Here is a 24,977-nt window from a genome sequence, read left to right as displayed (position 1 = left end):
AAGGTGTCAATAAAATCAATCCAACACTAGAACAACTATTTCTACAAATGACTGAAGGTGAAAACATTGAGTAACATCCTACCCTTAATACAAAATGAATGTATCAAGATTATTAAAAAGAAACGTTTTTACGTCGTTCTGCTTGTTTTGCTCATTCTGGTACCCATTTTCACGTATGCCCAAATGAAGTCATCAGAACTTAGCCGAGATAAGTTCAATGGGGATTGGCGGCTTGAATTACAACAACAAATAACAGATAATCAGAATTCACTTGGTAGCGATCGAATTCCTGAGGAATGGAAGAAGTATCGACTTATTTTTGTACAACAACTACAGTATTATCTGGATCATGATGTGAATCCTAAAGAACCGAATGGGGTTACTTTCACTCGCGAATTCATGGATAATTCCATCAATTTATTCATTCCGTTACTCATTATGGCCATCGCTTCGGACATTGTATCTGGTGAAAGAACGACAGGTACGATCAAAATGTTATTGACAAGACCGGTAAAAAGGTGGAAAGTACTGCTGAGTAAGATGATTACGATGATCATGTTTGTGTCATTGATTATTTTTTCCACTTTTGCTATAAGTTATTTGATCTCAGGAGCTTTTTTTGGATATGTTGGTTTTAATATTCCAGTCTTTACGGGGTTCCAGATTAGTGGTTCTAATGTCGATATGTCTGCTGTACATGCGGTACCACAGTGGGAATATCTGTTGATGCAATGCGGATTAATATGGTTTGTAGCTGTCACGGTTGCTTTACTTGCTTTTATGGTATCCGTGTTAGTGAAAAGTACGGCAGCAAGTATTGTTGTTATGATGGCTGCACTCATAGCAGGGACTATTTTAACAAATATGGCATCTGCATGGACAAGCGCTAAATATTTATTTATGGTAAACTTGCAACTTACGAATTATTTGGCCGGAACACCAGCTCCCATTGAAGGAATGAATCTTAATTTTTCGTTGATTGTATTGGGAATATGGGCACTTGTTTCGGTTGTTGTTTCATTCACAGTCTTTACGAAAAGGGATATCTTGAATTAAAATAGACAAGGATAACAAAACATCTGTTTGCATCGGATGAACATCATCTTTGATAAAGATTTACTAAGGGGGAGCATGAATGGTCGAGCAGATCGATTTGCTTGCAGAGTCATCCAAAGGCGGCGATAAAGGCCATGCCGGGTACGATGTAGACGACATTCAAGTGCTCGAAGGTCTAGTTGCGGTTCGCAAAAGACCTGGAATGTATATTGGTAGTACGAGTGCATCGGGACTTCATCATCTAGTATGGGAAATCGTGGATAATGCAGTGGACGAACATCTTGCCAAATACTGCACAAGAATTGAAATAACTTTACACAAAGACGGATCCGTGACTGTTCTAGATAATGGGCGCGGAATTCCTACAGGAATTCATAAAACAGGTATACCTACACCTCAAGTTGTATTTACGATTCTGCATGCCGGAGGTAAATTCGGAGGTTCAGGATATAAGAAATCAGGCGGTCTGCATGGCGTTGGTGCTTCTGTAACGAATGCTCTTTCAGAATGGCTTGAAGTCGATATATTCCGTGACGGTAAGATACATCGCCAACGTTTCGAATATTGGGTAGATAAGAAAGGTGTAGAACATGTAGGGGAACCTTCAACAGGTCTTGAAGTATTGGGAAATACGAATAAGACGGGTACGAAAGTGACTTTCAAACCAGATATACGTGTCTTCGCAAATGGCATTAACTTCAATTATGATACATTAGCAGAACGGGTACAGGAACTTGCTTTCTTGAATTCAGGCCTTCGTATTGTACTGAAAGATCATCGATCTGATAAGCAAGATGAATTTCATTATGAAGGTGGCGCGAGTCAGTTCGTTGAATTCCTTAATGAAGGCAAGGATGTGCTACATGAGGTTATTCATTTCAATGCTGAGAAGGATGATGTCGAAGTTGAAGTAGCACTTCAGTATAATGCTGGGTATACAGAGACGCTTGCATCTTTCGTTAACTCCATTCCAACACGTGGCGGGGGAACGCATGAAACAGGGTTCAAGACAGCTTATACACGTGTCATGAATGACTACGCTAGAAAAACAAGCTTACTCAAAGAGAAGGATAAGAATCTAGAAGGATCAGATTTACGTGAAGGCATGATGACGGTTATTAGTGTCAAAATGTCTGATGTAGAATTTGTGGGTCAGACCAAAGACCAACTAGGTAGTGCATCCGCTCGGAGTATGGTAGATGCGATTGTCTCAGAGAACATGCAGATCTTTCTAGAAGAGAATCCGCAGGTTGCTCAGACTCTGATCAAGAAGGCTGTTCAGGCCTCGAGAGCACGTGAAGCTGCGCGTAAAGCACGAGATGATATGCGAACGGGTAAGAAACGCAGTGAGAGTTCCAATCTGAATGGTAAACTAACGCCTGCACAGTCTAAAGATGTGACACGCACAGAACTATTCATTGTGGAAGGAGATTCTGCGGGTGGTTCTGCTAAGCAGGGGCGTGATTCTAAGATCCAGGCAATCCTTCCTTTGAAGGGGAAACCGTTGAATCCAGAGAAGGCTAAACTGGCAGATGTCCTGAAGAATGAGGAATATCGTGCCATTGTATCGGCTATCGGTGCAGGAATTGGAACGGATTTCGAACTTGAAGACAGCAATTATTCTAAAATAATTATTATGACCGATGCGGATACGGATGGAGCACATATTCAAGTATTGCTTCTGACGTTCTTTTACCGTTATATGAAGCCACTTATTGATGCGGGGAAAGTCTTTATTGCCCAGCCGCCATTGTACAAGATCACACGTAAATCGGGTAAACTTGAGACGATGCGTTATGCATGGAGCGATGAAGAACTAGCGAACTATTTGAAAGAATTCGGCGACAAATATGAATTACAACGTTATAAAGGACTCGGAGAAATGAATCCTGAGCAGTTGTGGGAGACAACGATGAATCCAGAAATGAGAACGTTACTTAAAGTACAGATTGTAGATGCAGCTAAAGCAGAGAAACGTGTATCCACGCTAATGGGCGATAAAGTTGAACCACGCAAACGTTGGATTGTTGATAATGTTGACTTTACTGATGTTGAGGAATAGAAGGTGAATAGATGAGCTTATCAGAAGAATATCTGCCGGCCTACCTAGAGGAAGTCGTCGGTGACCGTTTCGGGCGGTACTCTAAATATATTATTCAAGATCGTGCGATTCCGGATGTACGCGATGGGCTGAAGCCTGTGCAACGGCGGATTCTATATTCGATGTATGATTCGGGCAATATGCCTGACAAACCTTACCGTAAGTCAGCTAAGGCGGTCGGTGATGTCATGGGGAATTACCATCCTCATGGAGATTCATCGATTTATGATGGTATGGTGCGTATGGCACAACCATGGAAGATGGGACATACGCTAATTGATGGACATGGTAACTGGGGATCCATTGATGATGATCCAGCGGCAGCTATGCGTTATACGGAAGCAAGGTTATCTCCGATTGCATTAGAATTGTTGCGTGATATCGAAAAAGGTACGGTGTTATTCAAGGACAACTTCGATAACACAACACAAGAACCAGCTGTGTTACCGTCGAGATATCCTAATCTATTGGTGAATGGTGCGAGTGGTATTTCTGCAGGTTTCGCGACAGAAATTCCCCCTCATAATTTACGTGAAGTAATCGATGCGTGTATAGCCGTCATGCAGAAGCCAGAGATCGAACTGGAAGAATTGATGACATTCATCAAAGGTCCAGATTTTCCTCTTGGTGGAACAATTATGGGTGGAGAAGGCATCATGGATGCTTATCGTACCGGTAAAGGTCGTATTTACTTAAGATCCAAGACTGACATTGAATTCATGCGTGGAGGCAAGCAACAAATTGTCATCACGGAAATTCCTTTTCAGGTGGTTAAATCACGCCTTGTTACAGCTATGGAGAATATCCGCTTAGAGAAAAAGGTAGAAGGTATCGCTGAAGTTCGTGATGAAAGTGGTCGTGAAGGACTTCGAATTGTTGTAGAGCTGAAGAAAGAAGCAGATGCACAAGGAATTTTGGCCTATTTGTTGAAAAAAACAGATTTGCAAATCACATATAACTTCAATATGGTCGCGATCGTGAACAAAGCCCCGCAACAATTAGGGCTTAAACCGATTCTAAGCGCATACATCGAACATCAACGTGAAGTCGTGACTCGCAGAACGAGATTTGATCTTAACAAAGTAGAGGATCGCTTACATGTGCTAGAAGGGCTAGTGAAGGCACTTAACATCCTAGATGAAGTCATAGCAGCCATTAAAGCTTCTAAGAATCGCCAGGATGCGCAGAACAACTTACAATGGATGTTTGGCTTTACCGAGCGCCAAGCAGACTCCATTCTAACGTTACAACTTTATCGGATCACGAACTTAGAGATCACGACATTGCAGAAAGAAATGGATGAAATTCATAAGAAGGTTGAAACGTTACGTGCTATTCTTGAAAGTGATAAGAAACTAGTTGCCTTAATCCGCAAAGAATTAATGGAGATCAGAGACAAATTCGGCATAGATCGTAGATCCGTCATTCAAGGTGAAGTCGAGGAAATCAAGGTTAATCTTGAAGTGTTGGTCAATGCAGAAGATGTCATTGTGACGCTGTCTAAAGAAGGATATATCAAGCGTACCAGTATGCAGTCCTTTACAAGGTCGGGTGGTGATCGGGAAGGATCTGGTGTGAAGGATGGCGACTATCTCAAAAAAGTGCTTGAACTTAACACACTCGATAACTTGTTGGTCTTCACACAAAAAGGACAATATTTCATTCTACCTGTTCATTTAATTCCAGAGTTTAAGTGGAAGGATGCTGGAACAGCCATAGTGAATGTAATTAACCTTGCTAAAGAGGATGACATTATTGGATTTATATCTGTATCGACACTTGATGATCCTGGTAAGAGTCTTGTCTTTGTGACAAGAAAAGGTCAAGTCAAGCGTACTGAGTTGAAAGAATATATGACGAATCGTTCGAGTGCTATCGCTGCATGTAAAGTAGCAGAAGGGGATGAGATCATCTCCGTTACGATGAGTGATAACAGCAAGGATATTCTTCTTGTAAGTAAACTTGGGATGAGTATTCGCTTCAAAGAACAAGAAGTTAACCCAATGGGACGAGTATCAACGGGTGTCCGAGGCATGCAATTACGAGATGGTGACGAGATCGTATCTGCTCTATGGGTGGAAGACGATGAAGGTGAAATTCTTACGGTAAGTGATATTGGCTACGCCAAACGTTCACTTTTGGTTGACTATCTATCTCAAAGCCGTGGTGGTAAAGGGTTACCGACGTTTGAATTCAAGGAAGGTAAACGTGTGAAACCTAACGGTAGCGAATTAGTTGGGGCATTCTATTGTAAGAATCCTGTACATTTAGTGGCTGTTAGCCAAGCGGGGACTACAAATGCTATGACTTCTGAGCAAACGCCAATAACAGATCGTAAATCAACAGGTAAACAATTGATTCAGCTGGATAAAAATGATCAGATTATAGATCTGTTTGAGAAGTGAAATAACGAATAGGGAGGGCATTCTGCTACATTTGTAGTAAGAGTGCTTTCTTTTTAGAATGAAAATTTTGCGAGACAGGAAGGAAATGGAACAAACTTCGGCGAAAGTTAATGTTATAAACGAAGTGTATATAAGAAAGGTAGGTATACAGTTGCAGACTTCCGAATTCGCGAAATTATGGTCCCAGCTTAGCAAAGATTATAAACTGCATATGGAAAGTGAGCTTGCACCTGTACTAACAGAATCTCAATTAACAGTACTTGAGGTCATAGTGGAACGCGGCACCATGAAACCATCAGATTTCATACCCTATTTGGCTACAAGTCCCGCTGCAGTTACAATGCTGTTAGACCGGATGGAGAAAAATGGACTGTTGGGCAGAGAACGTGACAGTATTGATCGACGTATTGTTTGGGTATCGATCTCTGAGAAGGGCAAGCAAGAAGCAGAACGCGGTGTACAAATCCGAGACGCTTTCCTGTCTACGGTGTTAAATCGTATATCATCACATAATCAACAATTACTTGTTTATCTACTAGGGAAGATAACAGCAAATACAAAAGTAGTATAAGTATTAATGCATAGTCTTTGTCTACTAGCGTAGATTAACATGGTTGAGACAACTAAGGGAGTCAAACATATCATGAACAACTTGGAATTACTGCGAAATCCTAAACAACGGAAGTTGCTATTCGGCGTTGGCCTGAGTTGGCTATTCGACGCGATGGATGTTGGAATTATCTCATTTATTGTTGCTGCTCTAAGAGAGGAATGGACACTAACTGCTGGTCAGATTGGCTTTCTTACCAGCATTAGTTCTATGGGAATGGTTCTTGGCGCTGTGTTGGCAGGAGCTATGGCAGATCGTCATGGACGTAAATCTATATTATTGTGGACTTTATTAATCTTCTCTATAGCTAGTGGATTGTCGGCCTTAGCTACTGGCTTTGGTATGTTGTGTGTACTGCGATTTATATCTGGTGTTGGACTCGGGGGCGAGTTACCTGTAGCGTCCACACTTGTATCTGAATCGATGCCTGCGAAGTATCGTGGACGAGCTGTAGTGTTATTAGAGAGCTTCTGGGCAGTCGGTTGGATCTGTGCTGCGCTCATAGCATACTTCATTATTCCGAAGTATGGCTGGCAAGCGGCTTTCGTTATTGGGGCAGTCCCTGCGTTATATGCACTTTATCTACGACGTGCGATTGAGGATCCACCGCGTTTCGTCAAACAAATTGGTATTCGCAAACCTACTTTTCGTGAGAAGGTAGTGCAAGTATGGTCGATAAAGTATCGCCGTTCTACGATCATGCTGTGGATTTTGTGGTTCACAGTCGTATTCTCCTATTATGGCATGTTTCTATGGTTACCGACGGTTATGACTCTGAAAGGGTTCAGCTTGGTGAAGAGTTTTGAATATGTACTGATCATGACGTTAGCTCAATTACCAGGTTATTTCACTGCAGCTTATTTCATTGAGAAATTTGGACGTAAATTCGTCCTTGTAACGTACTTAGTAATGACGGCTGTGAGTGCAGCATGGTTTGGATATGCAACATCAGTAGGTATGTTAATTACGGCGGGTATTTTCTTATCCTTCTTTAATTTGGGTGCTTGGGGTGGATTGTACGCGTACAGCCCAGAGTTATATCCTACAAAAGTTCGTACAACAGGCGTTGGACTTGCAACGGCTATGGGGCGTGTTGGTGGCGTTGTAGCCCCATTACTAGTCGGTATGCTAGTGTCAAATGGAACAGGAATCAATGTTATCTTTATGATGTTTTTTGTAGTTATTCTCATAGGAGCTTCTGCGGTATTATTCCTGGGGAAAGAAACAAAGGGAATTGAATTAGCGGATGACTAGGTAACCTTTATAAGATTATAGACACAATGAAAACCTGTTCATAAATGAACAGGTTGATGTTGTTTCTTATGTTTTTCAAGGAGAAGGGAGTTGGATTACAATTATAATTTAGATGAGATCGTCTTCCGTTTCAACTTCATCGGAAACTTCAACTTCTTCTACTTCTTCTTCAGCATCTTCAGCGTCTTCAGCGTCATCAGCTTCTTCTTCATTAAGGATTTCGTCAGTCACATCTTCGCTGGGATCGGATGATTCAGATATTTCAGCGTCTTCTACATTTACTTCTTCTTCCAATACGATAGCATTTTCTAATTCTCCCATATTAATCCCTCCGTTTATGCACTTAGTTCTCTAAGTGTAGATAAAATATATCATCTCTCTTGAAAAAAGATTGTCACTTCATGCAGGCAGACTATAAGAATTTTCTGTCATTTTCCGATCATATATTGCTATTATCTATCAAATCTCTGAATCTACTAGTCGTTTTTTGGAGGTTTATAGATTGAATCTCTTGTATTTGTTATTTCTTTTATGGGAGTTTACTATTTGATTGTTATTACAGTACATAAGGGTACAGCGATTAATAGATGGTTATGTTAATATATAACTTCTAGGGTTAAACAAGATAGGTTGAGAAAGGTGATACGATGCAAACGTTAAATGACGTCATTTTTGACATGGATTTATATGATGAACTGGGTTGGGAATTAGAACATGTGAAGACAATGAAGCTGAATGGACTGGAAATATCTCGCAAATTTCTGAATTTTGTGTTGCAAAAGGGTGATCGTGTGGAGATTGAAACGGTGGCTGGAAAAGTCTATACAGAGGAAGTCCATTAAATGACATGTTATAGTTTACATCAGTGTAAATTATTGTAACTTTGTGAACAACTTGACGTTATAACTATATGACTATAACGATCAGGTAAAGGAGACTTCACATGTTTCTGAAAAAGAATAATACAACAGAGCTATATCATCGTACGGAGGAAGAGAAACTTACACTAGTTCGAGATTGGCGTTCTCTCGCGATCTCGGTCACATTATTGGTCGTTGTTATCTTGTTATGCATCCGTTATCCGGGACCACTAATGTGGGTTGAAAATCTCTTTCGGTGGGTGGGTCTGCCGCTACATTCAGGAGAGAATGGCATGGGATTACACTTTGCAAATATTTTTACGTTGTTTCTCATTGGGGTTGTATTGTTCTTTATGGACAGAGGTCTTAACAGGAACAAGTTTATCGTATTTATCGTTATTATGATGTTGGTAAGTAGTGCTCCGGATTGGCTAACGAGGAGCTATCAGCGTGTATTTGCATCAGGGGTATATGCAGTCGAAGTAGATCAATCACGAGTTAGTTGTAACTACGTGCTTAAGGATGGATTTCTTACAGGAACTTGCCAAGTGCCTATGACAAATTATAGTGGAGAGCTAGTTGAAATATTGCCAATCATAGAGTTTCCCAAGTATTGGGGTAATTCAGAATCTAAATTGCCTGTGATTAGGTTGACGCCTCTATTAATTGCTCCAGGAGGAAAAGAGCAGATCTATTCTGATAAGTTCAGTATTGCAATGGATAAGCTTGAGAATATATCAGGGGGCATGGGAGCTGGCTTGATTATTAGATTAACGGATGGTGTCAATCTGCGAAGATGGGAATGACTTGAAGTGTGAGTATCGGTCTATAAATAGAGGGGGGAGTTCTATATGATCAATCCAGTCATTGAATACTATGATAGCTTTGGGGAGCGAGAGTGGAGCCGCTTAGATCGAGAACCGCTCGAATTCACAGTGAACTGGCATTATATTAATAAGTATCTGCCAGCAACTGGTCGTATTTTGGACAATGGAGCAGGTCCAGGTAAGTATGCGATTGCACTCGCTCAAGAGGGATACAGAATGACATTAACAGATATTACACCGAGATTTGTTCAAATAGCTAAAGAGAAAGCACAGGAGCATGGCGTAGAGCGGCTCTTTGATGGGTTCTATGAAGCAGATGCACGGGATTTATCGGAGTTCGCTAATGAATCTTTTGATGCATCCTTGATGCTCGGCCCATTGTATCATCTTCAGGATGAGACCAATCGTCGGAATGCTGTTGAGGAACTTCATCGTGTGACGAAAAAAGAGGGTTATGTATTTGTAGCATTCCGCTCTCGTACGAATCATGCGTTCACGTCGTTGCGATCTCCGAGTCAGTGGAAGCCTAATGATCACATGCAGGCTATTCAGGAGTTTATGAACGATGGTATTTTTAATCATACGGATGAGGGAAGATATACGGGTGCCTATTTTTTCAAGGTGGAAGAGATTAAACCTTTCATGGAGAGTAACGGGTTCCAATCTATTAATCTCATTGGTTCTACGAATATAGGAACATTACTTAATGACGAGCAATTATCTTATTGGAAAGAGAAGGGGCCAGAGGAATATGCTCAGCTTATTGATTTCCTTATACGAAGAGCAGAAGATCCATCGTTATTAGGCATTTCCTCTCATCTTTTGTATATAGGGCGGAAAGTGTAACGGTCTAGTGTTTTCTCGAAGTTTTCATCAAAAAGGAGTAAGACGATCATTACACAATACTAGATAGTGAAATAAATAAGATTATAGGAGCCCTGGATATCAGAGGTAACGATGAGCGTATGCATCTTGATAAGTTATTTAACCATGAGGATTATCAAAGTAAAGGAATTGGGACATCCTCGATGCAGTTTATAGAACAACAATTCCCAAATGTCAGTATTCGGACATTGTATACGCCGCATTTGAGTTTCAGAAATCATGATTTCTATGATAAGTTAGGTTATGAAAAAGTGAAGGAAGTTCAATTGACATCTAAATTAAAACTTTTTAAATTTCAAAAGCAAGTATAATAAGCATGCGTGATTCGCTTAAAACACCCACAAAAAAAATGTGCTAAAGTGCACCCCTTAAAATAGACATTGGAATCCCCCTGGGTATGCCAATGTCTATTTTAAGGGGTGTTTTTTGTGGAAATCAAAATACCGAAAGAAGGCACAGATCTCACTGTTCAGATGATAAGCGAATAATGCAGATTCGAAAGGAGTAGTAATTTCGGAAAAGTGTTTCGGAAATATATGGGCATCTCAGCGGGGGTATTTATGATCTCCTGCTGCGGGAACTATTGTCACAGCGTGACTACTTTATTCAACTAGGATCAATACTTTAGATTAAAATTTAGAGAAAAGTTACAAAAAAGTAGACGATCTTCTTTACTTTTTGGAGAAATGTTAACTTCTTATTATTTTCAAAAACGTTGAAACTAGTTAAGCTGACAATAAACTAAGAAGAGAAGGAGAAGCGACTATGTCTACATTTACAATCGAAGGAAAACAATTCGTATATAACGGTAAGCCTATTCGTATTTTATCCGGAGCTATCCATTATTTTCGCGTCGTGCCTGAATATTGGGAGGATCGCTTAGTGAAATTAAAAGCTTGCGGTTTGAATACGGTGGAAATTTACGTTCCCTGGAATTTACATGAGCCTATTGAAGGTGAATTTAACTTCGAGCGTATGGCGGACGTCATTCGATTCGTTCGGTTGGCGGATGAGCAGGGCTTGTTCGTAATCGTGCGTCCGAGTCCGTATATTTGTGCGGAATGGGAATTTGGAGGATTGCCTGCTTGGCTTTTAAAAGAAGACCATATGCGCTTGCGCTGTAGTCATCCCTCTTATTTGGCCAAAATTGATGCGTATTACGATATATTAATCCCTAAATTTTTACCGCTTCTGTGTACAAACGGCGGGCCTATTATTGATGCAGCGGACGCTCTGGATCAAATGCTGAATGTTGGAGCATCCGTTAACTTTTATATGTTCCATGGCGGGACCAATTTCGGGTTTTATAACGGTGCGAATGATCTGGGGAAATATGAATCAACGGTGACGAGCTATGATTACGACGCTTTGTTGAATGAATCTGGAGACATCACGGATAAGTATATGGCAGTTCGTGAAGTGATTGTGAAGTATGCCGAAATAGAGCAGATTGCATTACCTCCTGCGATTCCTAAAAAGCATTTTGGAGAAGTCCGCTTTAGAGAACAAGCACGTTTGTTTGACTCGCTGTCTCAGTTGACTACGCCAATCCAGAGCCCTTATCCGGAAGCGATGGAAAGGTTCGGGCAGGATTACGGTTTTATTTTGTACACTTCTCGCGTTAAAGGACCTTTATCCCAAATGAAATTAGCCATTCAAGAAGTAAGAGATCGCGCTCTCGTCTTTCTGGATGGGGTTTTTCAAGGTGTCGTTGAACGCAATACGCATGATGTAGAAACGGATATATCAGATGGAGATATCGTGCTGGATATTCCAGCCCAAGGCGCGGTATTAAGCATACTCGTGGAAAATCAGGGGCGAATCAATTACGGATACAAATTAAAGGATCCCAAAGGCATAACTGAAGGCGTTCGTCTTGGTCTGCAATTTCTCTATGATTGGACAATTCATACGCTCCCGTTGAACGATTTAGCAGAGCTCGTATTTAAGGAAGAGCAGACCAACGAATCATTTACGCCTACCTTCTATAAAGGGAGATTTCAGGTGGAAGGAATTGGCGATACATTTTTGAAATTGGAAGGCTGGACAAAAGGAATCGCTTACGTTAACGGCTTCAATCTCGGGCGTTATTGGGAGATCGGACCGCAAAAAACATTGTATATTCCAGCCCCACTTTTACGCGAGGGCGATAATGAACTCATTATCTTCGAACTGCATGGGACGGAAGATCCGATAGTTACCCTTCAGGATTTCGCCGAGCTAGGATAATACAAGCTATCATTAAATTTTAGAGAAAAATCAAATAAAAGTAGTCGTGGTTGTTGTTATTTCAGAAAATCGTTGTTATTTATTGTTCTCAGCTACACGGTAACTTGTTAGGCTTTATATGAGAAGAATCAGTAAAAACAAGAGAGGGGAGAGGTGTAATGGATTCGTATCAACTTAATAGAAAGTCTGTCCAAATAAAGTCATCCGAACAAGTGACGCCTCCGCAATGGGCAATACAGCAGCAGCTGTTGTTTCAAACCCTAAACCAAGCGGCGCAAGAATTTATCGAAAGATACACGCATGCAGACGGCACCTTAATTTGGCGGAGTGAATGGCCAGGTATGGATGGCTCGGATGATCCCTATGAAGGCTTTATGAATTTGGCGCTCCTGTACGTTCTGGGCGGAAGCGCTGAATTACATGAGCAATCACGCAAGATATGGGAAGGGATTACTTGGCAATGGACGGAGTATGGGCAAATTCATCGAGAGTTTGATCGTTATTATGATTGGATGCATCATGGTGAAGGCTATCTTTATTTGTATTTTCTCGGTTTGGCTGGGCCTGCAACGCCTAAAGATCGCCAGCGAGCTGTACGTTTTGCCAATATGTACTCAGGCGACGATCCGCAAGCGCCTAACTATGATAGCGAAAAGAAGCTGATCCGCTCCCCTTTAACTGGAAGTATGGGTCCGAGGTTTCAGGTGACGGAGGAGGATTGGAGCACACATCGAGGCATTTTGGATGATTATTTGGCTCCATTCGAAGATATTCCAGGTGTAGATTTCGCGAGTCGAAAGTGTCCATGGTCGGATGATGAAACATATAAACAGATTATTCAAAGGATGAATGAGCGCATGAATCGCGGTGATGTTCCACTGAATTTGAATGTTACGAGCCTGCTCGCGCATGCTTTTCTTCATACGGGTGATGAACGGTTTCGAGATGTAATCACGGAATATTTAAGTGCTTGGGAGGAAAGAACGCAGACAAATGGTGGGATTATACCTGACAATATCGGCTTGTCTGGCGAAATTGGACAATATAATGACGGCAAATGGTGGGGGGGATATTATGGCTGGCGCTGGCCGCATGGTTTCCTAACGATTATCGAGCCATTGACGAATGCCTGTATGAATGCCGTCTTGCTTACTGGGGACATGAAGAAATTGCAACTAGCAAGGGAGCAGCTTGATCGGAATTGGGAGCTGCGTCAATTACAAGAGGATAAATGGGTCGTACCGCACAAGCATTTCGATAGTGGTTGGGCGGATTATCGTGAAGCAACACCACATTATCCAGTATATCTGTGGTTCATATCGATGGAGGATGAAGATCTTGAGCGCGTGGAGCGCATCCCTAAAAATCATGATTGGAACGAGGTTATTGTACCGAAGATGTCAGGTACCGATAAGAAAACGGGACGGAATACGAAGCATTACATTGGCAATACGCAGCCTTGGTATCAATATATTCGGGGGTGCAATTCAGATTATCCAGAGCGGATCTTATCCGCAAACTATGAGCTTATTGGCAATCAGCTAGCCAAAATGCGCTCAGCAGAAGGCGATCCACATAACTGGGCGCATCAGTATAGCGAGGGTGACTTCTCTAGCATCCATGCATGGCAAGAAATGTGTCCGCTTTATTTTGAAGGACTTGTGCAGCTAACCTTGGGGGCTCCGATGCATAATTCACACGGCGGACTACAGCATGGTCGCGTAAGGTATTTCGACGCTCTGGCCAAACGACCAGGGTTGCCTTCTGGCATTTCCGCTTTGGTGGAGAAGTTGACATCGAATTCCGTTACTCTTCATCTGGTTAATACAAGTTTGTTCGATGATCAGGAAATGATCGTTCAAGCAGGTATGTTTGGTGAACACCGGTTTCTGCAAGTAGAACTCATGAATCAAAAGGGTGAAGTAACGGACTCTATTACTGTAGGAGATAGATATCTTCAGGTTTCACTGCCAGCGGGAACAGGCATTACTTTGCAGGCTTCGATGGAACGTTACGTTAATACACCAACCTATGATATGCCTTGGCCTGAGGATCATAAATCAATGCTGATACAAGGACGAGTAAAATAAGACAACAGTTAAGAGGGGATGACGATATGCAATTTACAACGTTCGGTAATATGGGGCTCAAAGTTTCCAAGCTAGGCTTAGGTGGTGCGCCTCTTGGAGGGGTATATGGCCAAACGGATGAAACCGAAGTAGAGCGATTAATTCATGAAGCATTGGATTCGGAAATTAATCTAATCGATACGGCGCCTATTTACGGTGACGGCGAATCGGAGCGAAGAATCGGAAGGGCGTTGGTCGGAGGGCGACGGAATCAAGTCATTCTAGCTTCGAAGGCCGTTCGTTCTGATCGCCAATACGATTATGCAAGCACGATTCGATCTGTAGAAGATAGTTTGCAGCGGTTGCAAACGGATTGGATCGATTTACTACAAATTCATGATGTGGAATCTCAACCTTGGGAAATGATCATAGAAGAGACTATTCCGGCGCTTCAAAAGCTAAAACAAGATGGGAAAATTCGCTACCTCGGAGTGACGACGCGAAATCTACCGCTATTGCTGAAGTACATGAAAACTGGATTATTCGATAGTATCCAATTTTATGCACGGTACATGCTTATTGACCATACCGCCAAAGACGAAGTGTTGCCGCTGGCTAAAGAAATGGGTATCGGCGTAATGAACGGAAGTGTACTAGGTATGGGCGTTCTCGCCGATGCGCCAGCACACTTTTTGGAAGAGGAAAACATGGAAGATGTTGAGCGGAGATTGGATATGATACGCTTTTTAAGAAAGACAGAGCCTAAAGGATTGATAGAACCTGCTATGCGCTTTAGCCTAAGCAATCCGGATATTCATGTGACTTTAATGGGAACTTCATCTTTGAACTCCTTGAGGAAAAACATAGCTTATTGCGATGGAGTTAGTTTTAGCGAAGAAGATAAACAGGAACTGTATCGACTATTCGATAAACAAAAGCTATTCATCTAATCCAAACAACATAATGAGGTGGTTTACATGTCTACGACGCGCACAATCGGATTTAAAATTGCCAAGCTATATCCTGATCAAGTCAAACACTATGAGCAGCTTCATAACGAAATTCCCGAGCTGAACAAGAAATATATGCAGGAAGCGGGGATTATTTCTCTACGAATTTTTCGTGACGGGGTAGGTCTGTTCATGGTGGTGGAGGCGGATTCCATGTTTGAAGCACCAGAACGATTCGTCGATCCTGTCGTTGAAGAGCGATGGCAGCAGCTCACTGGCGCCTGTTTCTCGGAGATGTGGGTAGATGCTAACGAAATATATGCGTTTACGCGAAGGGAGGATTAAGCGGGATGAACATTGTTAGAGCAGGTACCTTCCCAAATCCCGTACTGCCTGGCGACAATCCCGATCCTTCAATCGTGCGCGTGGACTCGGACTATTACATGGTAACATCAACGTTTCAGTATTTCCCTGGGGTGCAAGTTCTCCACTCTCGGGACTTGGTTCGATGGAAACCGATCGGTCATGTCATCACGCGTAAGAGTCAACTAGACTTGACTGGGATGCCAGATTCATTCGGCGTATTCGCGCCGGACATCTCCTATTATGACGGAAATTTATGGGTCGTCGTGCCATATTACCATGGGCAACCGAGATGTACGAATCTCTTGTTTACCGCGGTCCGTCCAGAAGGGCCCTATAGCGAAGCGATAGAGCTCAATCATCATTTTATCGATCCGTCTATCTTCAACGACGATGACGGAAAGCGATACTTGGCGTTCGGTGGCGGTTGGGTACATGAGATGGCGAGGGATGGCTCACGACTGATCGGGGAAGCGAAGCAAGTATGGCCAGGAACTGGCGGTTCAGCACCAGAAGCCCCACATGTGGTAAAGAGAAACGGCTGGTACTACCTCATGCTCGCAGAAGGAGGAACTTTTTTCGAGCATAAGGTGACGCTTGCGCGGAGCCGCTCGATTTGGGGGCCTTACGTACCATGCCCGCACAATCCAGTACTTACTCAGAAGGATCCTGAGAAACGCATTCAAAAAGCTGGTCACGGAAAATTGGTGCAGGATGAATCTGGCGATTGGTGGATGTTTCATCTCGGCGGCCGACCTCTTACGCCCCAGGGGTTCTGCCCGCTCGGACGAGAAACGTTTCTACAGCCAGTTCATTGGACAGAGGATGATTGGTTCGTCATCGGGGACGAGGGAATTCCGATGGATGAGATCATAATTCCGAACACTGAGAACATGGACGTACCGAACTACTATTCGTTAGATACATTCTCAGGGACGGAATTATCGCCAGAGTGGGAGTGGGTACGTCATCCAGTAGAAGATGGATTCCGATTGACACCAGAAGGACTTCGGATCTCCTGCAAACCGTTCATTCCTTTTGGTCTTCAATCGACGCTTATCTTAACCCGACGATGGCATCATTTCGGCTTCGAAGTCACAACGAAGTTGGTATTCGATTCGAAGAGCCGGGGAGAGGAAGCAGGATTGACCCTCTATCGTGATTCCGATGCGTTTCTGTTTTTCTCCATCCGCAATGGACTCGGGCAAACCTCAGGGCAGACCTTCGATGTAAGCCGACTGCACGAAAACCAGGAGGACGATGGACTTTACCTTGAGGTTGATCATTACGTTGCCGTCGGCAAAAATACACTTGCGAAATTGCCGCTCCCGCCGAAAGCTTCCACGGCAATCTGGCTTAAAGCGCAATTATTCTCGGAGACGAAAACCTTTAACTTCTCTTATTCGCTAGATGGGGTAACTTATACGGATATCGGAATTGAATTGCCTGCGGAATTCCTGTATCCCGAACAACATACGCGATTTTTATGCTTTACGGCTCCTCGCGTCGGTGTCTATGCGAAGGGAGTTAAGGGAACCGTCGAAGGGAACGCGACATTTGAATCTTTTGAATACAAGGAGTTGCCTTACCAGAACTTATAAAAAAATTCATGTTATTTTCAAAGTGATATTTGGGGTACTAACTTTCCAATGTGGTTTGAAGAAAACGTCAAATTTAGATTTTCGATTAAAATAAATCAATAAAAAGGTGAGGAAAACATGAAAAAAATTACTGCAGCATTAATTGGAGCAGGACAAAGAGGGATGGGTGCTTATGCAACGTATGCATTGCAGCATCCAGAAGACATACAATTTGTTGCCGTTGCGGATATCGATCCCGAGCGAAGAGCACAATTCCAACAAGCCCACGACGTTTGGGATGAGCACTGTTATTCAAGTTGGGAGGATCTGCTTGCAGGACCTAAGCTGGCTGATGCGATACTTATTTGTACGCAGGATAAAATGCATTACGAGCCTGCGCTGAAGGCATTAGAGAAAGGGTACCATGTTCTTATGGAAAAACCGATGTCACCCGATCCGCGAGAATGTATCATTATGGGTGATTACGCTAAGAAGTATAATCGAGTGTTTTCGATTTGCCATGTGCTTAGATATACGGACTTTTTCTCAACGATCAAAAAGGTTATTACGGATGGTAAAATTGGCAAACTCATTTCGATTCAACATACGGAAAACGTGGAGCATCGTCATCAAGCACATAGCTTTGTAAGAGGAAACTGGAGCGATTCAGAGATTTCAAGCCCAATGATTCTTTCTAAAAGTTGCCATGATATGGATATTTTACAGTGGCTTGTTGATGCAGATTGCACTAAAGTTTCATCCTTTGGTTCATTAACCCATTTCCGCAAAGAAAGTGCACCAGAAGGTGCGCCTATGTACTGTTTGGACGGCTGTCCCGTCAAAGATAACTGTGCTTATTATGCACCAAGAATGTATCTTGAACGAGATGACTGGGTCGGAGAAGTGCTTCGCGCTGTTGTCAGTAATGATACGAGTGACGAAGGTGTGCTTCAAGCCCTTGAGAAAGGACCTTATGGCAGATGCGTGTATCATTGCGATAATAATGTGGTCGATCATCAAGTGGTGAACATGGAATTCGCCAATGAGGTGACTGTTGCATTTACGATGAGTGCCTTTACTTATGAAGGCGGGCGATCAGTGAAGTTGATGGGTACTCAAGGTCAAATAAGAGGTGATATGGAGAAAAACGTCATTGAAGTAACGAACTTCATTACTAGAGAGACAGAGGCAATCAATCTGGATACGGATCTAGCAGGACATGGCGGCGGCGATACAGGTATAATGCGAGATTTTGTCCGACTTGTGCGAAGTGATGGAAAAGAAGAAGGGCTTACAAGTGCGGATATTTCTGTGAAAAGCCATCTGATTGCTTTCGCTGCCGAAAAATCGCGTCTGGAAAGCCAAGTTATTGTGATGGCTGACTATATAAATGAATTAAAGAACGAAGGAGACACAAATGAATAGTGAACATCTTCTTTAAACGATACAAAATATCAAAAAAATGGAGCCACAATGTATTGTTGCCTACAGAACCAGGTTAACCGCACATGGCCATGGAAATAGTGAAGGAAAATAAAGCGGGACAATTAAGGCTGATGTTAGAACGTAAAAAAGTTGCGAAGTTCTGATTATTAAAAACTTAGGAGATTAAACTACAACGTGAGCCGTCTAGCAAAAAAGTTGCTAAACGGCCCACGTTGTTATTATGATCTATATTTATTTACTAGTTTTCCAGGCGTCGATTTGTTTCTGCATTTCAGCGATAATTTTGTCGGCGCCTGCATCTTTCATCTTGCTTAAGAACTCGTTGTATTTAGTTTCATTTATTACGCCGAGCTCAATGCCTCTATAGAATTCACCAAAAACTGCACTTGTCTTACCAATTTCTCCTTTTACTGGTTCTGCATCAAAGGAGAAGCCGAGTAATTTCGATGGCTCTGCATCCTCGTTCATTTTTATCGTATCTTCCCAGACGGTTTTCGGCATTCCCTCTTGAACATTTGCCAAGAAATTGGAAGCGAACATCCATGGTACTTGCGGATTGTAGCCTTGTTGGTTTGGACCTGGGACCATTAAGCCCTCGGCATTGAGACCAAAGTGGTCATCTTTGATACCGAAGTTGAGTAGGTTAAACAGATCCTTGTCTGTGTTCAGTAGCTCGAGCAACATCATCGCTCTTTCCGGATTTTTCGATGAACGGCTTATCGCTTGCATCGTGGCAACAATTCCACCGGTCGTCAGATATGGCTTGGAAGCCGGAGCACTAACATATGGCTCACCGCCCAATTCGGAGTTGAGTGAAGCTACGCCCGGTTTGTAAGCGCCACCAATTACCATAATCCATTTGCCTGCTTTGGCATCGGCCCAGTCATCTTGTTTCTTAGAGATACGTTCCTTGGAATTTAAATAACCTTTGGCATTCCAGTCTCTTAAAACAGCAGCGAGCTTCTTGTATTCATCAGATTCAAATTGGTTGAATACCGTCAGCGTATCGTCATTATAGCTTACTGCTCCGGGCACGTTAAAGCCTGCGAGAGATTCAAAAGAAAACATTTCGTAAATTTGCGACAACTGAGATATTAATGCTTTTTCAGGATGATCTTTCTTAACGGCTTGTATATATGGCTCAAGCAGATTCATCGTATCGGGGCTGAGCTTGCCGCTGATGCTATTCACATCGAAGCCATATTTGTCGGCCAAAGCTTTCGAGGTGGCAACGTCAGGCGTTCTTGCTGAAATTTGATAGTTAATGTAGCCGTAAATATTACCATTTACACGGGTAGCATCCCAAAAATTCGCTGGAATAGCAGCAAAAGATTTTGGAGCATATTTCTCTAGCAATTCATCTAGTGGCAAGAAAGCACCTTTTGCTACATTCTGGGTATAGTTATTAAGCCAATTGGAAGTGAAAGCGATATCATAAGCTTCGCCAGAGGCGATGATTACTTTGATTTTTTGATCATAATCTCCGAAAGATATTGGTTTGAAGTCAATGGTGGCATTGATTTTTTCTTTGACAATTTTATTGACTTCAGTAAAAACCTTGTCTTGCTCTGGCTGTGGGAAGTTTCCTGGGAAATACCAACTTAAAGTAACTGGCGGCAAATCAGCAGCCGGGGTAGGCGAGCTAGATCCTTCTGCTGGAGGTGTAGTTGTTTCCGGTGAGCTGACTCCCGCTTTGTTGTTGCTGTTTCCGCATGCCCCAATTACGAGACTAAACATAAGAATAAAAATGGTTGCAATGATGCCTGATTTGTACAATTTTAAACGTTTGACCATAATGAATCCTCCTTTTTAATATATCCTTTTTTTATACTTAAAATGGATCGCGTCCATTGTAAGCTAGCCTTTGACTGCTCCCACTGTAAGTCCCTTTACGAAGTATTTCTGGAAAAAGGGGAATACGACAAGCATTGGACCGGCGGCCAATATGGCCATTGCCATCCTAGCGGTTTCTGCAGGAATGATGGAAGTATTCATTCCCGGAGGCATCGCGTTCGTGGAGCTTGTAAGAAATTCAATGTTGTTAATCATTCGGTAAAGCATATATTGCAATGGAACAAGACTTTCCTTTTCGATATACAGAAGGCTTAGCCACCAATCATTCCAGTACTGAAGCACGATAAATAAGCCGATTGTTGCAAGGCCTGGCTTAGCAAGTGGCAAAATTATTTTAAAGAAAATTCGCAACTCACTTGCGCCGTCGATCATGCAGGATTCAATGATGCTATGTGGAATTTTCTGCATAAAGGATCTCAGAAGCAGGATAAACCATGGGATCGCCAAGTAAGGCAGAATGAGTACCCAAATCGTATTTTTCAGGTGCAAGTATTTGCTGATTAGCATATAGGTCGGAACAAGCCCGCCGTTAAACAGCATAGTGAAAAACACGTAAAAGCTAAGGGAACTTTTGTACTTGTAATCTTCTCTTGATAGTACGTAGGCAATACCAGCAGTAATAATCAAGGAAATTAAAGTGCCTACAATGCTGACGATCAGAGAAGTCTTTAAGGCCGATAAAAGCTGAAGCGGTTTGTAAAGCACATATGCGTAAGAACTGAAATTGAATCCTTGAGGCACGAAGCTGTACCCGTTTTGAATAATGCTGTTTTCATCGCTCAGGGAAATGGAGATGATCGAGATGAGCGGGATTATGCAACTGATACCAAATAGAATGAGTAATAGATGAATCAGGATTTGTGGTAGTGTTCTACGAAAAGACATGAGTTCACCTCTATTTCTGAATATTTATTATTTAGAATAGCTTGTTGTCATCATTAACTTTTTTGACCAAGTAGTTGCTGATAAGGACTATAATAAAGCCCATTAAAGACTGAAACAATCCAACAGCGGACGACATACCGATATCCCCAGACTGTCTCAGCATACGATATACATAAGTGTCGATAACTTGGGTGACAGGGTATAGCTGACCAACCTCTCTTGGGACGAAAAAGAAAAGACCGAAGTCTGAATAAAAGATCTTTCCTACAGAGAGAAGTGTCATTATTGTGATTAAGGGCATGATGAGCGGAATCGTGATTTTGCGAATAATTTGATATTTCGAGGCTCCATCGATTGCGGCTGCCTCAAAGTACTCTTGCGATATGCCAAGAATACCGGCATAGAAAATGATACTGATGTAGCCCAACCCCTTCCAGATATTGATAAAGGAAAGCAGAAAGGGCCAAATCCAGGTTTCTGTATAGAAATCAAAGGATGTAAACCCGAGATCTTCTATAAATCTCGTCAGAATGCCATATGGTCCAATAAACGAGTATGCCATATAAGCAATGATGACCCAAGAGAAAAAATAAGGGAAGAAGAACACAGTTTGATACACTTTCAATGCTTTGCGACTGATAATTTCATTTAATAAGATTGCAAATATTATCGCTAAAAGTGTACCGACTACAATAGAAACGATGTTGTAGCCGAGAGTGTTCCTAACGACTAGCCAAGCGTCGTTAGAGGTAAAGAAGAACTTGAAATTGTCAAAGCCGATCCATGGACTGTGAAAAATACCTTGTTCATAATTGATGTTCTTAAAGGCAATAAATACACCAGCCATTGGGATGTAAGAAAAGATGAAAATAACGATAATAGCGGGGAGAGCTAACATCGTTAGCTGAAAACTTTTTCTGAACTGTCTACTCTTTTTTTTCGTAGCAGCCATAGTCACAATGACCTTCTCCTTTGCAATTCCAAATTTGACTTACTTGTGTTGATAGCTTCATGGTAGCAAATCTAGGAAATAAAACTATTTTTTGTTTAGTGGTTTTTTTCTGGAAAGAGTGAAATTAGAGTTCTTATTCCCGTTTTTTGTACTCGAATTAGTGTTTTTAGATGGAAACATCGGTTATATTCTTTTTATTTGAATTAGTAACAGTAATAGCATTAAGAGGGAGTGGGGTGGAATATGTTCAAGAAGCTCGTTCTGAAAACCCCGTTCCAACTATTTTTATCGATTTTGCTGCCGTTTCTAATCAGTACTATGACACTGCTTTTCGTCCAGTATTCCTTTTTGAAACAGAATTTTGAAGATTATGCGCTACAAAAGATATATAACCAACAAACAAGCGAACTGGACAATACGAAACGGAATGTGGAGGTCCTTACCGAATCCGCGCGATCGTTAGCTATTACAGCTTTTTTTGACGATATGATTAAGGACCTGCTGTATTCAGACGTGGCGGCGGAAGATTACGTAAAATATCAGGAGAAAGTGCAGTCCTACAAAAATATTTATCCGTTTCTGCATTCGATAGATATTTTCAATGGCCAAACAGTCTATACGGTGCCAAGTGAAAACTTTGTTTATAATCGCGAGACCTTTCCGGACAAAAACATATTTACTATCCTAGAAGATATAAAGAATTACCATTCGCATAGCATAGTCTTGCGAGAAATCCCTAACGTTTTGTCCGGAATCACAACTAATGCGACTCCGATGATTCGCGTATATTCGTACTTGTTCTACGATACACAATTGCAGAAGGGGAAAGTGAGCGAGGCTTTGATTCTGAACATATCCGAGGATTGGATGATGAAAAGCATTGCCTCTAACGATTCGCAGAAAAATAGTCGCATTTTTATGATCGATTCAAGTGGCAGACTAATGACAAGCGACTCCATACATCCGTTGCTTAGTGATATGAACGAATATTCTTATGTCCAAAGGATTATTTCTTCGGGGGAGCCGTCAGGTAGATTGCGGATGGATTTAGGTGGGATAGATTCCTTCATTACGTATACGACAACAGATGAACTTGGCTGGAAACTGATAAACATTACTCCCTATACAGAGATTATCAAGGAAATCGCGGGCATGAGGGGAAAGACTTATCTGCTCATTCTGATCTTCCTGCTCGGGGGTATATTGCTCACGTTCTATCTCTCAAGAAGGCTTTATGTGCCTGTCATACTCGTTATTCGTAATCACAATTTGTTGGAGTCCGAGAAGAAGGAAGAGTCGTACAACCGGAAACAAGACGTATTAAGAAAGCTAGTTAAGTCTAGTGATCATGGCCCTGATCATTCGCTTCACCGCACTTTTCAGAAATACAATATTGTACTTGAGCCTCACGATTCATTCTTGGTGTTCTTATTTAATATCGATCACTATTCGGAGCTTTGCTCTAAATATAATTCAAGAGACCGAAGCTTATTGAAATTTGGCATGATGAACATCGTTTCAGAGCTTCTCTCAGGCCTGTACAAGCATGAATGTGTAGACATTGAAGAGGATCAGATATTGGTCTTGATTAACTTCAGCATGGATGAAAAGCCGCCTCAGCAAGACCGATTGTTCGAGATTGTTAGTGAATTTCAGCGGAATGCATTGAAGTACTTGCAGTTGTCCATTACCGTTACGATAAGCGAGACTTTCGAATCGATTTTGAATTTGAATTTTCATTATTTGAAAACAGTTGAGCTATCGTCTTACCGCATGATCTTTGGCCACCAAGCGATATTATCGAAGAGCATTGTAGAAATCAATAATGAAGAATTTAAATATCCGCAGGATCAAGAAAAAGAATTGACGGATGCAATGATTCAAGGACATTTCCAAGAATCAAATCGGCTGTTGTTCGGTATGATCGACCATGCATCTTCTTTCAGCTTCACGGTTCTCAACTCGGTGCTTATCCGATTGCTGCTATCCATTCGATATGCGATAGAAGTACTGGAAGCCAACCATGCAATCAAGGTGAATTTCAGTTTTAATGCGTATCTGGACAAGCTTCAGAAGATTGAGACGCTGGAGATGATCAAATCTGATTTTCAAGAACTGTTAGGGCATTTGGAGCAGGAGCTGGAAACCAAAAAAAATCATAAATATATAAATTTGCTCGAAGAAGTCACTCGTATTATTCAAAGAGATTTTACGAACCCGGCGTTGTCACTTGATACGGTTGCAGAAGAAGTGGGCCTCTCTTCGCCCTACTTGGGGAAGTTGTTCAAGAAGTACAGCAACGTTTCGATGAACGACTATGTTAATAGTGTTCGGCTTGTGTACGCTACTGAATTAATTGCAACTAATGACGAAACAATTATTGAGATAATGCAGTTATCGGGATTCTCAAGCCGAAGCCACTTCTTCACTCTGTTTAAGAAAGTACACGGATTGACTCCCAGCCAATATAGAAACAATATAAAAAAACTGGAACGGCAACCTTAAGTACCGTTTCGGTTTTTTTATATGCTGGCGCCAAAACTTGCAATTCGGAAAATAAGAACTGAAGCATAGTCTGAAAAATTGGGATTTAGATAATTATACCGATTTTAATAAATACCGAACTGATTCGATAAATTAGAAATTGCCGT

At 41.9% G+C, this 24,977-nt stretch carries 20 protein-coding genes; 16 read left to right on the top strand and 4 right to left on the bottom strand.

All coding sequences use genetic code 11. From position 1 onward, the window contains the following. Window positions 1-66 precede the first annotated feature (66 nt). The 5 genes from BW961_RS24860 to BW961_RS24840 all read left to right on the top strand — a co-directional run bounded on the left by BW961_RS24860 (window position 67) and on the right by BW961_RS24840 (window position 7,426). On the top strand, window positions 67-1,056 hold the full coding sequence (locus BW961_RS24860; RefSeq protein WP_068590438.1) for an ABC transporter permease: 990 nt from the start codon (window positions 67-69) through the stop codon (window positions 1,054-1,056). A 79-nt stretch (window positions 1,057-1,135) separates the two neighbouring features. Next, window positions 1,136-3,118: a DNA topoisomerase IV subunit B gene (gene parE, locus BW961_RS24855; protein WP_068590440.1), complete on the top strand. Its 1,983-nt coding sequence runs from the start codon at window positions 1,136-1,138 to the stop codon at window positions 3,116-3,118. An 11-nt stretch (window positions 3,119-3,129) separates the two neighbouring features. Further along, window positions 3,130-5,562, top strand: a complete 2,433-nt coding sequence (gyrA, locus tag BW961_RS24850; RefSeq protein ID WP_068590442.1) for a DNA gyrase subunit A — start codon at window positions 3,130-3,132, stop codon at window positions 5,560-5,562. A 151-nt stretch (window positions 5,563-5,713) separates the two neighbouring features. Continuing rightward, the gene (locus BW961_RS24845) at window positions 5,714-6,133 is read left to right on the top strand and encodes a MarR family winged helix-turn-helix transcriptional regulator (RefSeq protein ID WP_068590616.1); all 420 of its coding nucleotides are present in this window, start codon (window positions 5,714-5,716) and stop codon (window positions 6,131-6,133) included. Window positions 6,134-6,205: 72 nt separating this feature from the next. Continuing rightward, window positions 6,206-7,426, top strand: a complete 1,221-nt coding sequence (locus BW961_RS24840; RefSeq protein WP_068590444.1) for an MFS transporter — start codon at window positions 6,206-6,208, stop codon at window positions 7,424-7,426. Window positions 7,427-7,534: 108 nt separating this feature from the next. On the opposite strand, the gene BW961_RS24835 is transcribed toward BW961_RS24840, so the two are convergent. Continuing rightward, the gene (locus BW961_RS24835) at window positions 7,535-7,747 is read right to left on the bottom strand and encodes a hypothetical protein (RefSeq protein WP_068590445.1); all 213 of its coding nucleotides are present in this window, start codon (window positions 7,745-7,747) and stop codon (window positions 7,535-7,537) included. A gap of 326 nt (window positions 7,748-8,073) precedes the next feature. Here BW961_RS24835 and BW961_RS24830 point away from each other — a divergent pair, with 326 nt between their 5' ends. The 10 genes from BW961_RS24830 (at window position 8,074) to BW961_RS24785 (ending at window position 18,614) form a co-directional block, all read left to right on the top strand. Further along, the gene (locus tag BW961_RS24830) at window positions 8,074-8,268 is read left to right on the top strand and encodes a hypothetical protein (protein ID WP_068590447.1); all 195 of its coding nucleotides are present in this window, start codon (window positions 8,074-8,076) and stop codon (window positions 8,266-8,268) included. A gap of 101 nt (window positions 8,269-8,369) precedes the next feature. Beyond that, window positions 8,370-9,092 (top strand): hypothetical protein, encoded by a 723-nt coding sequence (locus BW961_RS24825; RefSeq protein WP_068590449.1) that lies wholly within the window; start codon window positions 8,370-8,372, stop codon window positions 9,090-9,092. Window positions 9,093-9,137: 45 nt separating this feature from the next. Then, the gene (locus tag BW961_RS24820) at window positions 9,138-9,959 is read left to right on the top strand and encodes a class I SAM-dependent methyltransferase (RefSeq protein WP_326110681.1); all 822 of its coding nucleotides are present in this window, start codon (window positions 9,138-9,140) and stop codon (window positions 9,957-9,959) included. A gap of 56 nt (window positions 9,960-10,015) precedes the next feature. Then, window positions 10,016-10,309, top strand: coding sequence for a GNAT family N-acetyltransferase (locus tag BW961_RS32005; protein WP_082867641.1), 294 nt, complete (start codon window positions 10,016-10,018; stop codon window positions 10,307-10,309). Between the two features lie 454 nt (window positions 10,310-10,763). Continuing rightward, complete coding sequence (locus tag BW961_RS24810; RefSeq protein ID WP_068590452.1) at window positions 10,764-12,227, top strand: beta-galactosidase; 1,464 nt, start codon at window positions 10,764-10,766, stop codon at window positions 12,225-12,227. A 158-nt stretch (window positions 12,228-12,385) separates the two neighbouring features. After that, the gene (locus BW961_RS24805) at window positions 12,386-14,317 is read left to right on the top strand and encodes a DUF8034 domain-containing protein (protein ID WP_068590454.1); all 1,932 of its coding nucleotides are present in this window, start codon (window positions 12,386-12,388) and stop codon (window positions 14,315-14,317) included. Window positions 14,318-14,343: 26 nt separating this feature from the next. Then, the gene (locus BW961_RS24800) at window positions 14,344-15,246 is read left to right on the top strand and encodes an aldo/keto reductase (protein WP_068590456.1); all 903 of its coding nucleotides are present in this window, start codon (window positions 14,344-14,346) and stop codon (window positions 15,244-15,246) included. Window positions 15,247-15,273: 27 nt separating this feature from the next. Continuing rightward, on the top strand, window positions 15,274-15,591 hold the full coding sequence (locus BW961_RS24795) for an L-rhamnose mutarotase (protein ID WP_068590458.1): 318 nt from the start codon (window positions 15,274-15,276) through the stop codon (window positions 15,589-15,591). Between the two features lie 5 nt (window positions 15,592-15,596). Continuing rightward, entirely contained in the window at window positions 15,597-17,210 is a 1,614-nt protein-coding gene (locus tag BW961_RS24790; RefSeq protein ID WP_068590460.1) for a glycoside hydrolase family 43 protein, read from the top strand. A gap of 117 nt (window positions 17,211-17,327) precedes the next feature. After that, window positions 17,328-18,614 carry a Gfo/Idh/MocA family protein gene (locus tag BW961_RS24785; protein ID WP_068590462.1) on the top strand — a complete coding sequence of 429 codons (1,287 nt, stop codon included), beginning with the start codon at window positions 17,328-17,330 and terminating at the stop codon, window positions 18,612-18,614. 252 nt (window positions 18,615-18,866) lie between these two features. Here the strand turns inward: BW961_RS24785 and BW961_RS24780 are convergent, their stop codons facing one another. The 3 genes from BW961_RS24780 to BW961_RS24770 form a co-directional block, all read right to left on the bottom strand. Further along, entirely contained in the window at window positions 18,867-20,429 is a 1,563-nt protein-coding gene (locus BW961_RS24780; protein ID WP_068590464.1) for an ABC transporter substrate-binding protein, read from the bottom strand. A gap of 63 nt (window positions 20,430-20,492) precedes the next feature. Continuing rightward, window positions 20,493-21,374, bottom strand: a complete 882-nt coding sequence (locus BW961_RS24775) for a carbohydrate ABC transporter permease (protein WP_068590466.1) — start codon at window positions 21,372-21,374, stop codon at window positions 20,493-20,495. Window positions 21,375-21,405: 31 nt separating this feature from the next. Beyond that, a complete protein-coding gene (locus BW961_RS24770; RefSeq protein ID WP_068590620.1) occupies window positions 21,406-22,326 on the bottom strand; it encodes an ABC transporter permease in 921 nt (306 codons plus the stop codon). 243 nt (window positions 22,327-22,569) lie between these two features. Between BW961_RS24770 and BW961_RS24765 the strand changes: the two genes are divergently transcribed. Further along, a complete protein-coding gene (locus tag BW961_RS24765; RefSeq protein ID WP_068590468.1) occupies window positions 22,570-24,831 on the top strand; it encodes an AraC family transcriptional regulator in 2,262 nt (753 codons plus the stop codon). The last annotated feature ends 146 nt before the right edge of the window (window positions 24,832-24,977 follow it).

The sequence above is a fragment of the Paenibacillus macquariensis genome, from assembly GCF_900156375.1.
Lineage (GTDB): Bacteria > Bacillota > Bacilli > Paenibacillales > Paenibacillaceae > Paenibacillus_AQ > Paenibacillus_AQ macquariensis.
Note: the sequence above shows the minus strand (reverse complement) of the source record. Positions and strands in the feature narration are given on the sequence as shown.

Coding starts and splice junctions, on each gene's coding strand:
- parE (WP_068590440.1), top strand. CDS start 1,136: ATGGTCGAGCAGATCGATTTGCTTGCAGAGTCATCCAAAGGCGGCGAT.
- gyrA (WP_068590442.1), top strand. CDS start 3,130: ATGAGCTTATCAGAAGAATATCTGCCGGCCTACCTAGAGGAAGTCGTC.
- BW961_RS24840 (WP_068590444.1), top strand. CDS start 6,206: ATGAACAACTTGGAATTACTGCGAAATCCTAAACAACGGAAGTTGCTA.
- BW961_RS24835 (WP_068590445.1), bottom strand. CDS start 7,747: ATGGGAGAATTAGAAAATGCTATCGTATTGGAAGAAGAAGTAAATGTA.
- BW961_RS24830 (WP_068590447.1), top strand. CDS start 8,074: ATGCAAACGTTAAATGACGTCATTTTTGACATGGATTTATATGATGAA.
- BW961_RS24825 (WP_068590449.1), top strand. CDS start 8,370: ATGTTTCTGAAAAAGAATAATACAACAGAGCTATATCATCGTACGGAG.
- BW961_RS24820 (WP_326110681.1), top strand. CDS start 9,138: ATGATCAATCCAGTCATTGAATACTATGATAGCTTTGGGGAGCGAGAG.
- BW961_RS24810 (WP_068590452.1), top strand. CDS start 10,764: ATGTCTACATTTACAATCGAAGGAAAACAATTCGTATATAACGGTAAG.
- BW961_RS24805 (WP_068590454.1), top strand. CDS start 12,386: ATGGATTCGTATCAACTTAATAGAAAGTCTGTCCAAATAAAGTCATCC.
- BW961_RS24800 (WP_068590456.1), top strand. CDS start 14,344: ATGCAATTTACAACGTTCGGTAATATGGGGCTCAAAGTTTCCAAGCTA.
- BW961_RS24795 (WP_068590458.1), top strand. CDS start 15,274: ATGTCTACGACGCGCACAATCGGATTTAAAATTGCCAAGCTATATCCT.
- BW961_RS24790 (WP_068590460.1), top strand. CDS start 15,597: ATGAACATTGTTAGAGCAGGTACCTTCCCAAATCCCGTACTGCCTGGC.
- BW961_RS24785 (WP_068590462.1), top strand. CDS start 17,328: ATGAAAAAAATTACTGCAGCATTAATTGGAGCAGGACAAAGAGGGATG.
- BW961_RS24780 (WP_068590464.1), bottom strand. CDS start 20,429: ATGGTCAAACGTTTAAAATTGTACAAATCAGGCATCATTGCAACCATT.
- BW961_RS24775 (WP_068590466.1), bottom strand. CDS start 21,374: ATGTCTTTTCGTAGAACACTACCACAAATCCTGATTCATCTATTACTC.
- BW961_RS24770 (WP_068590620.1), bottom strand. CDS start 22,326: ATGGCTGCTACGAAAAAAAAGAGTAGACAGTTCAGAAAAAGTTTTCAG.
- BW961_RS24765 (WP_068590468.1), top strand. CDS start 22,570: ATGTTCAAGAAGCTCGTTCTGAAAACCCCGTTCCAACTATTTTTATCG.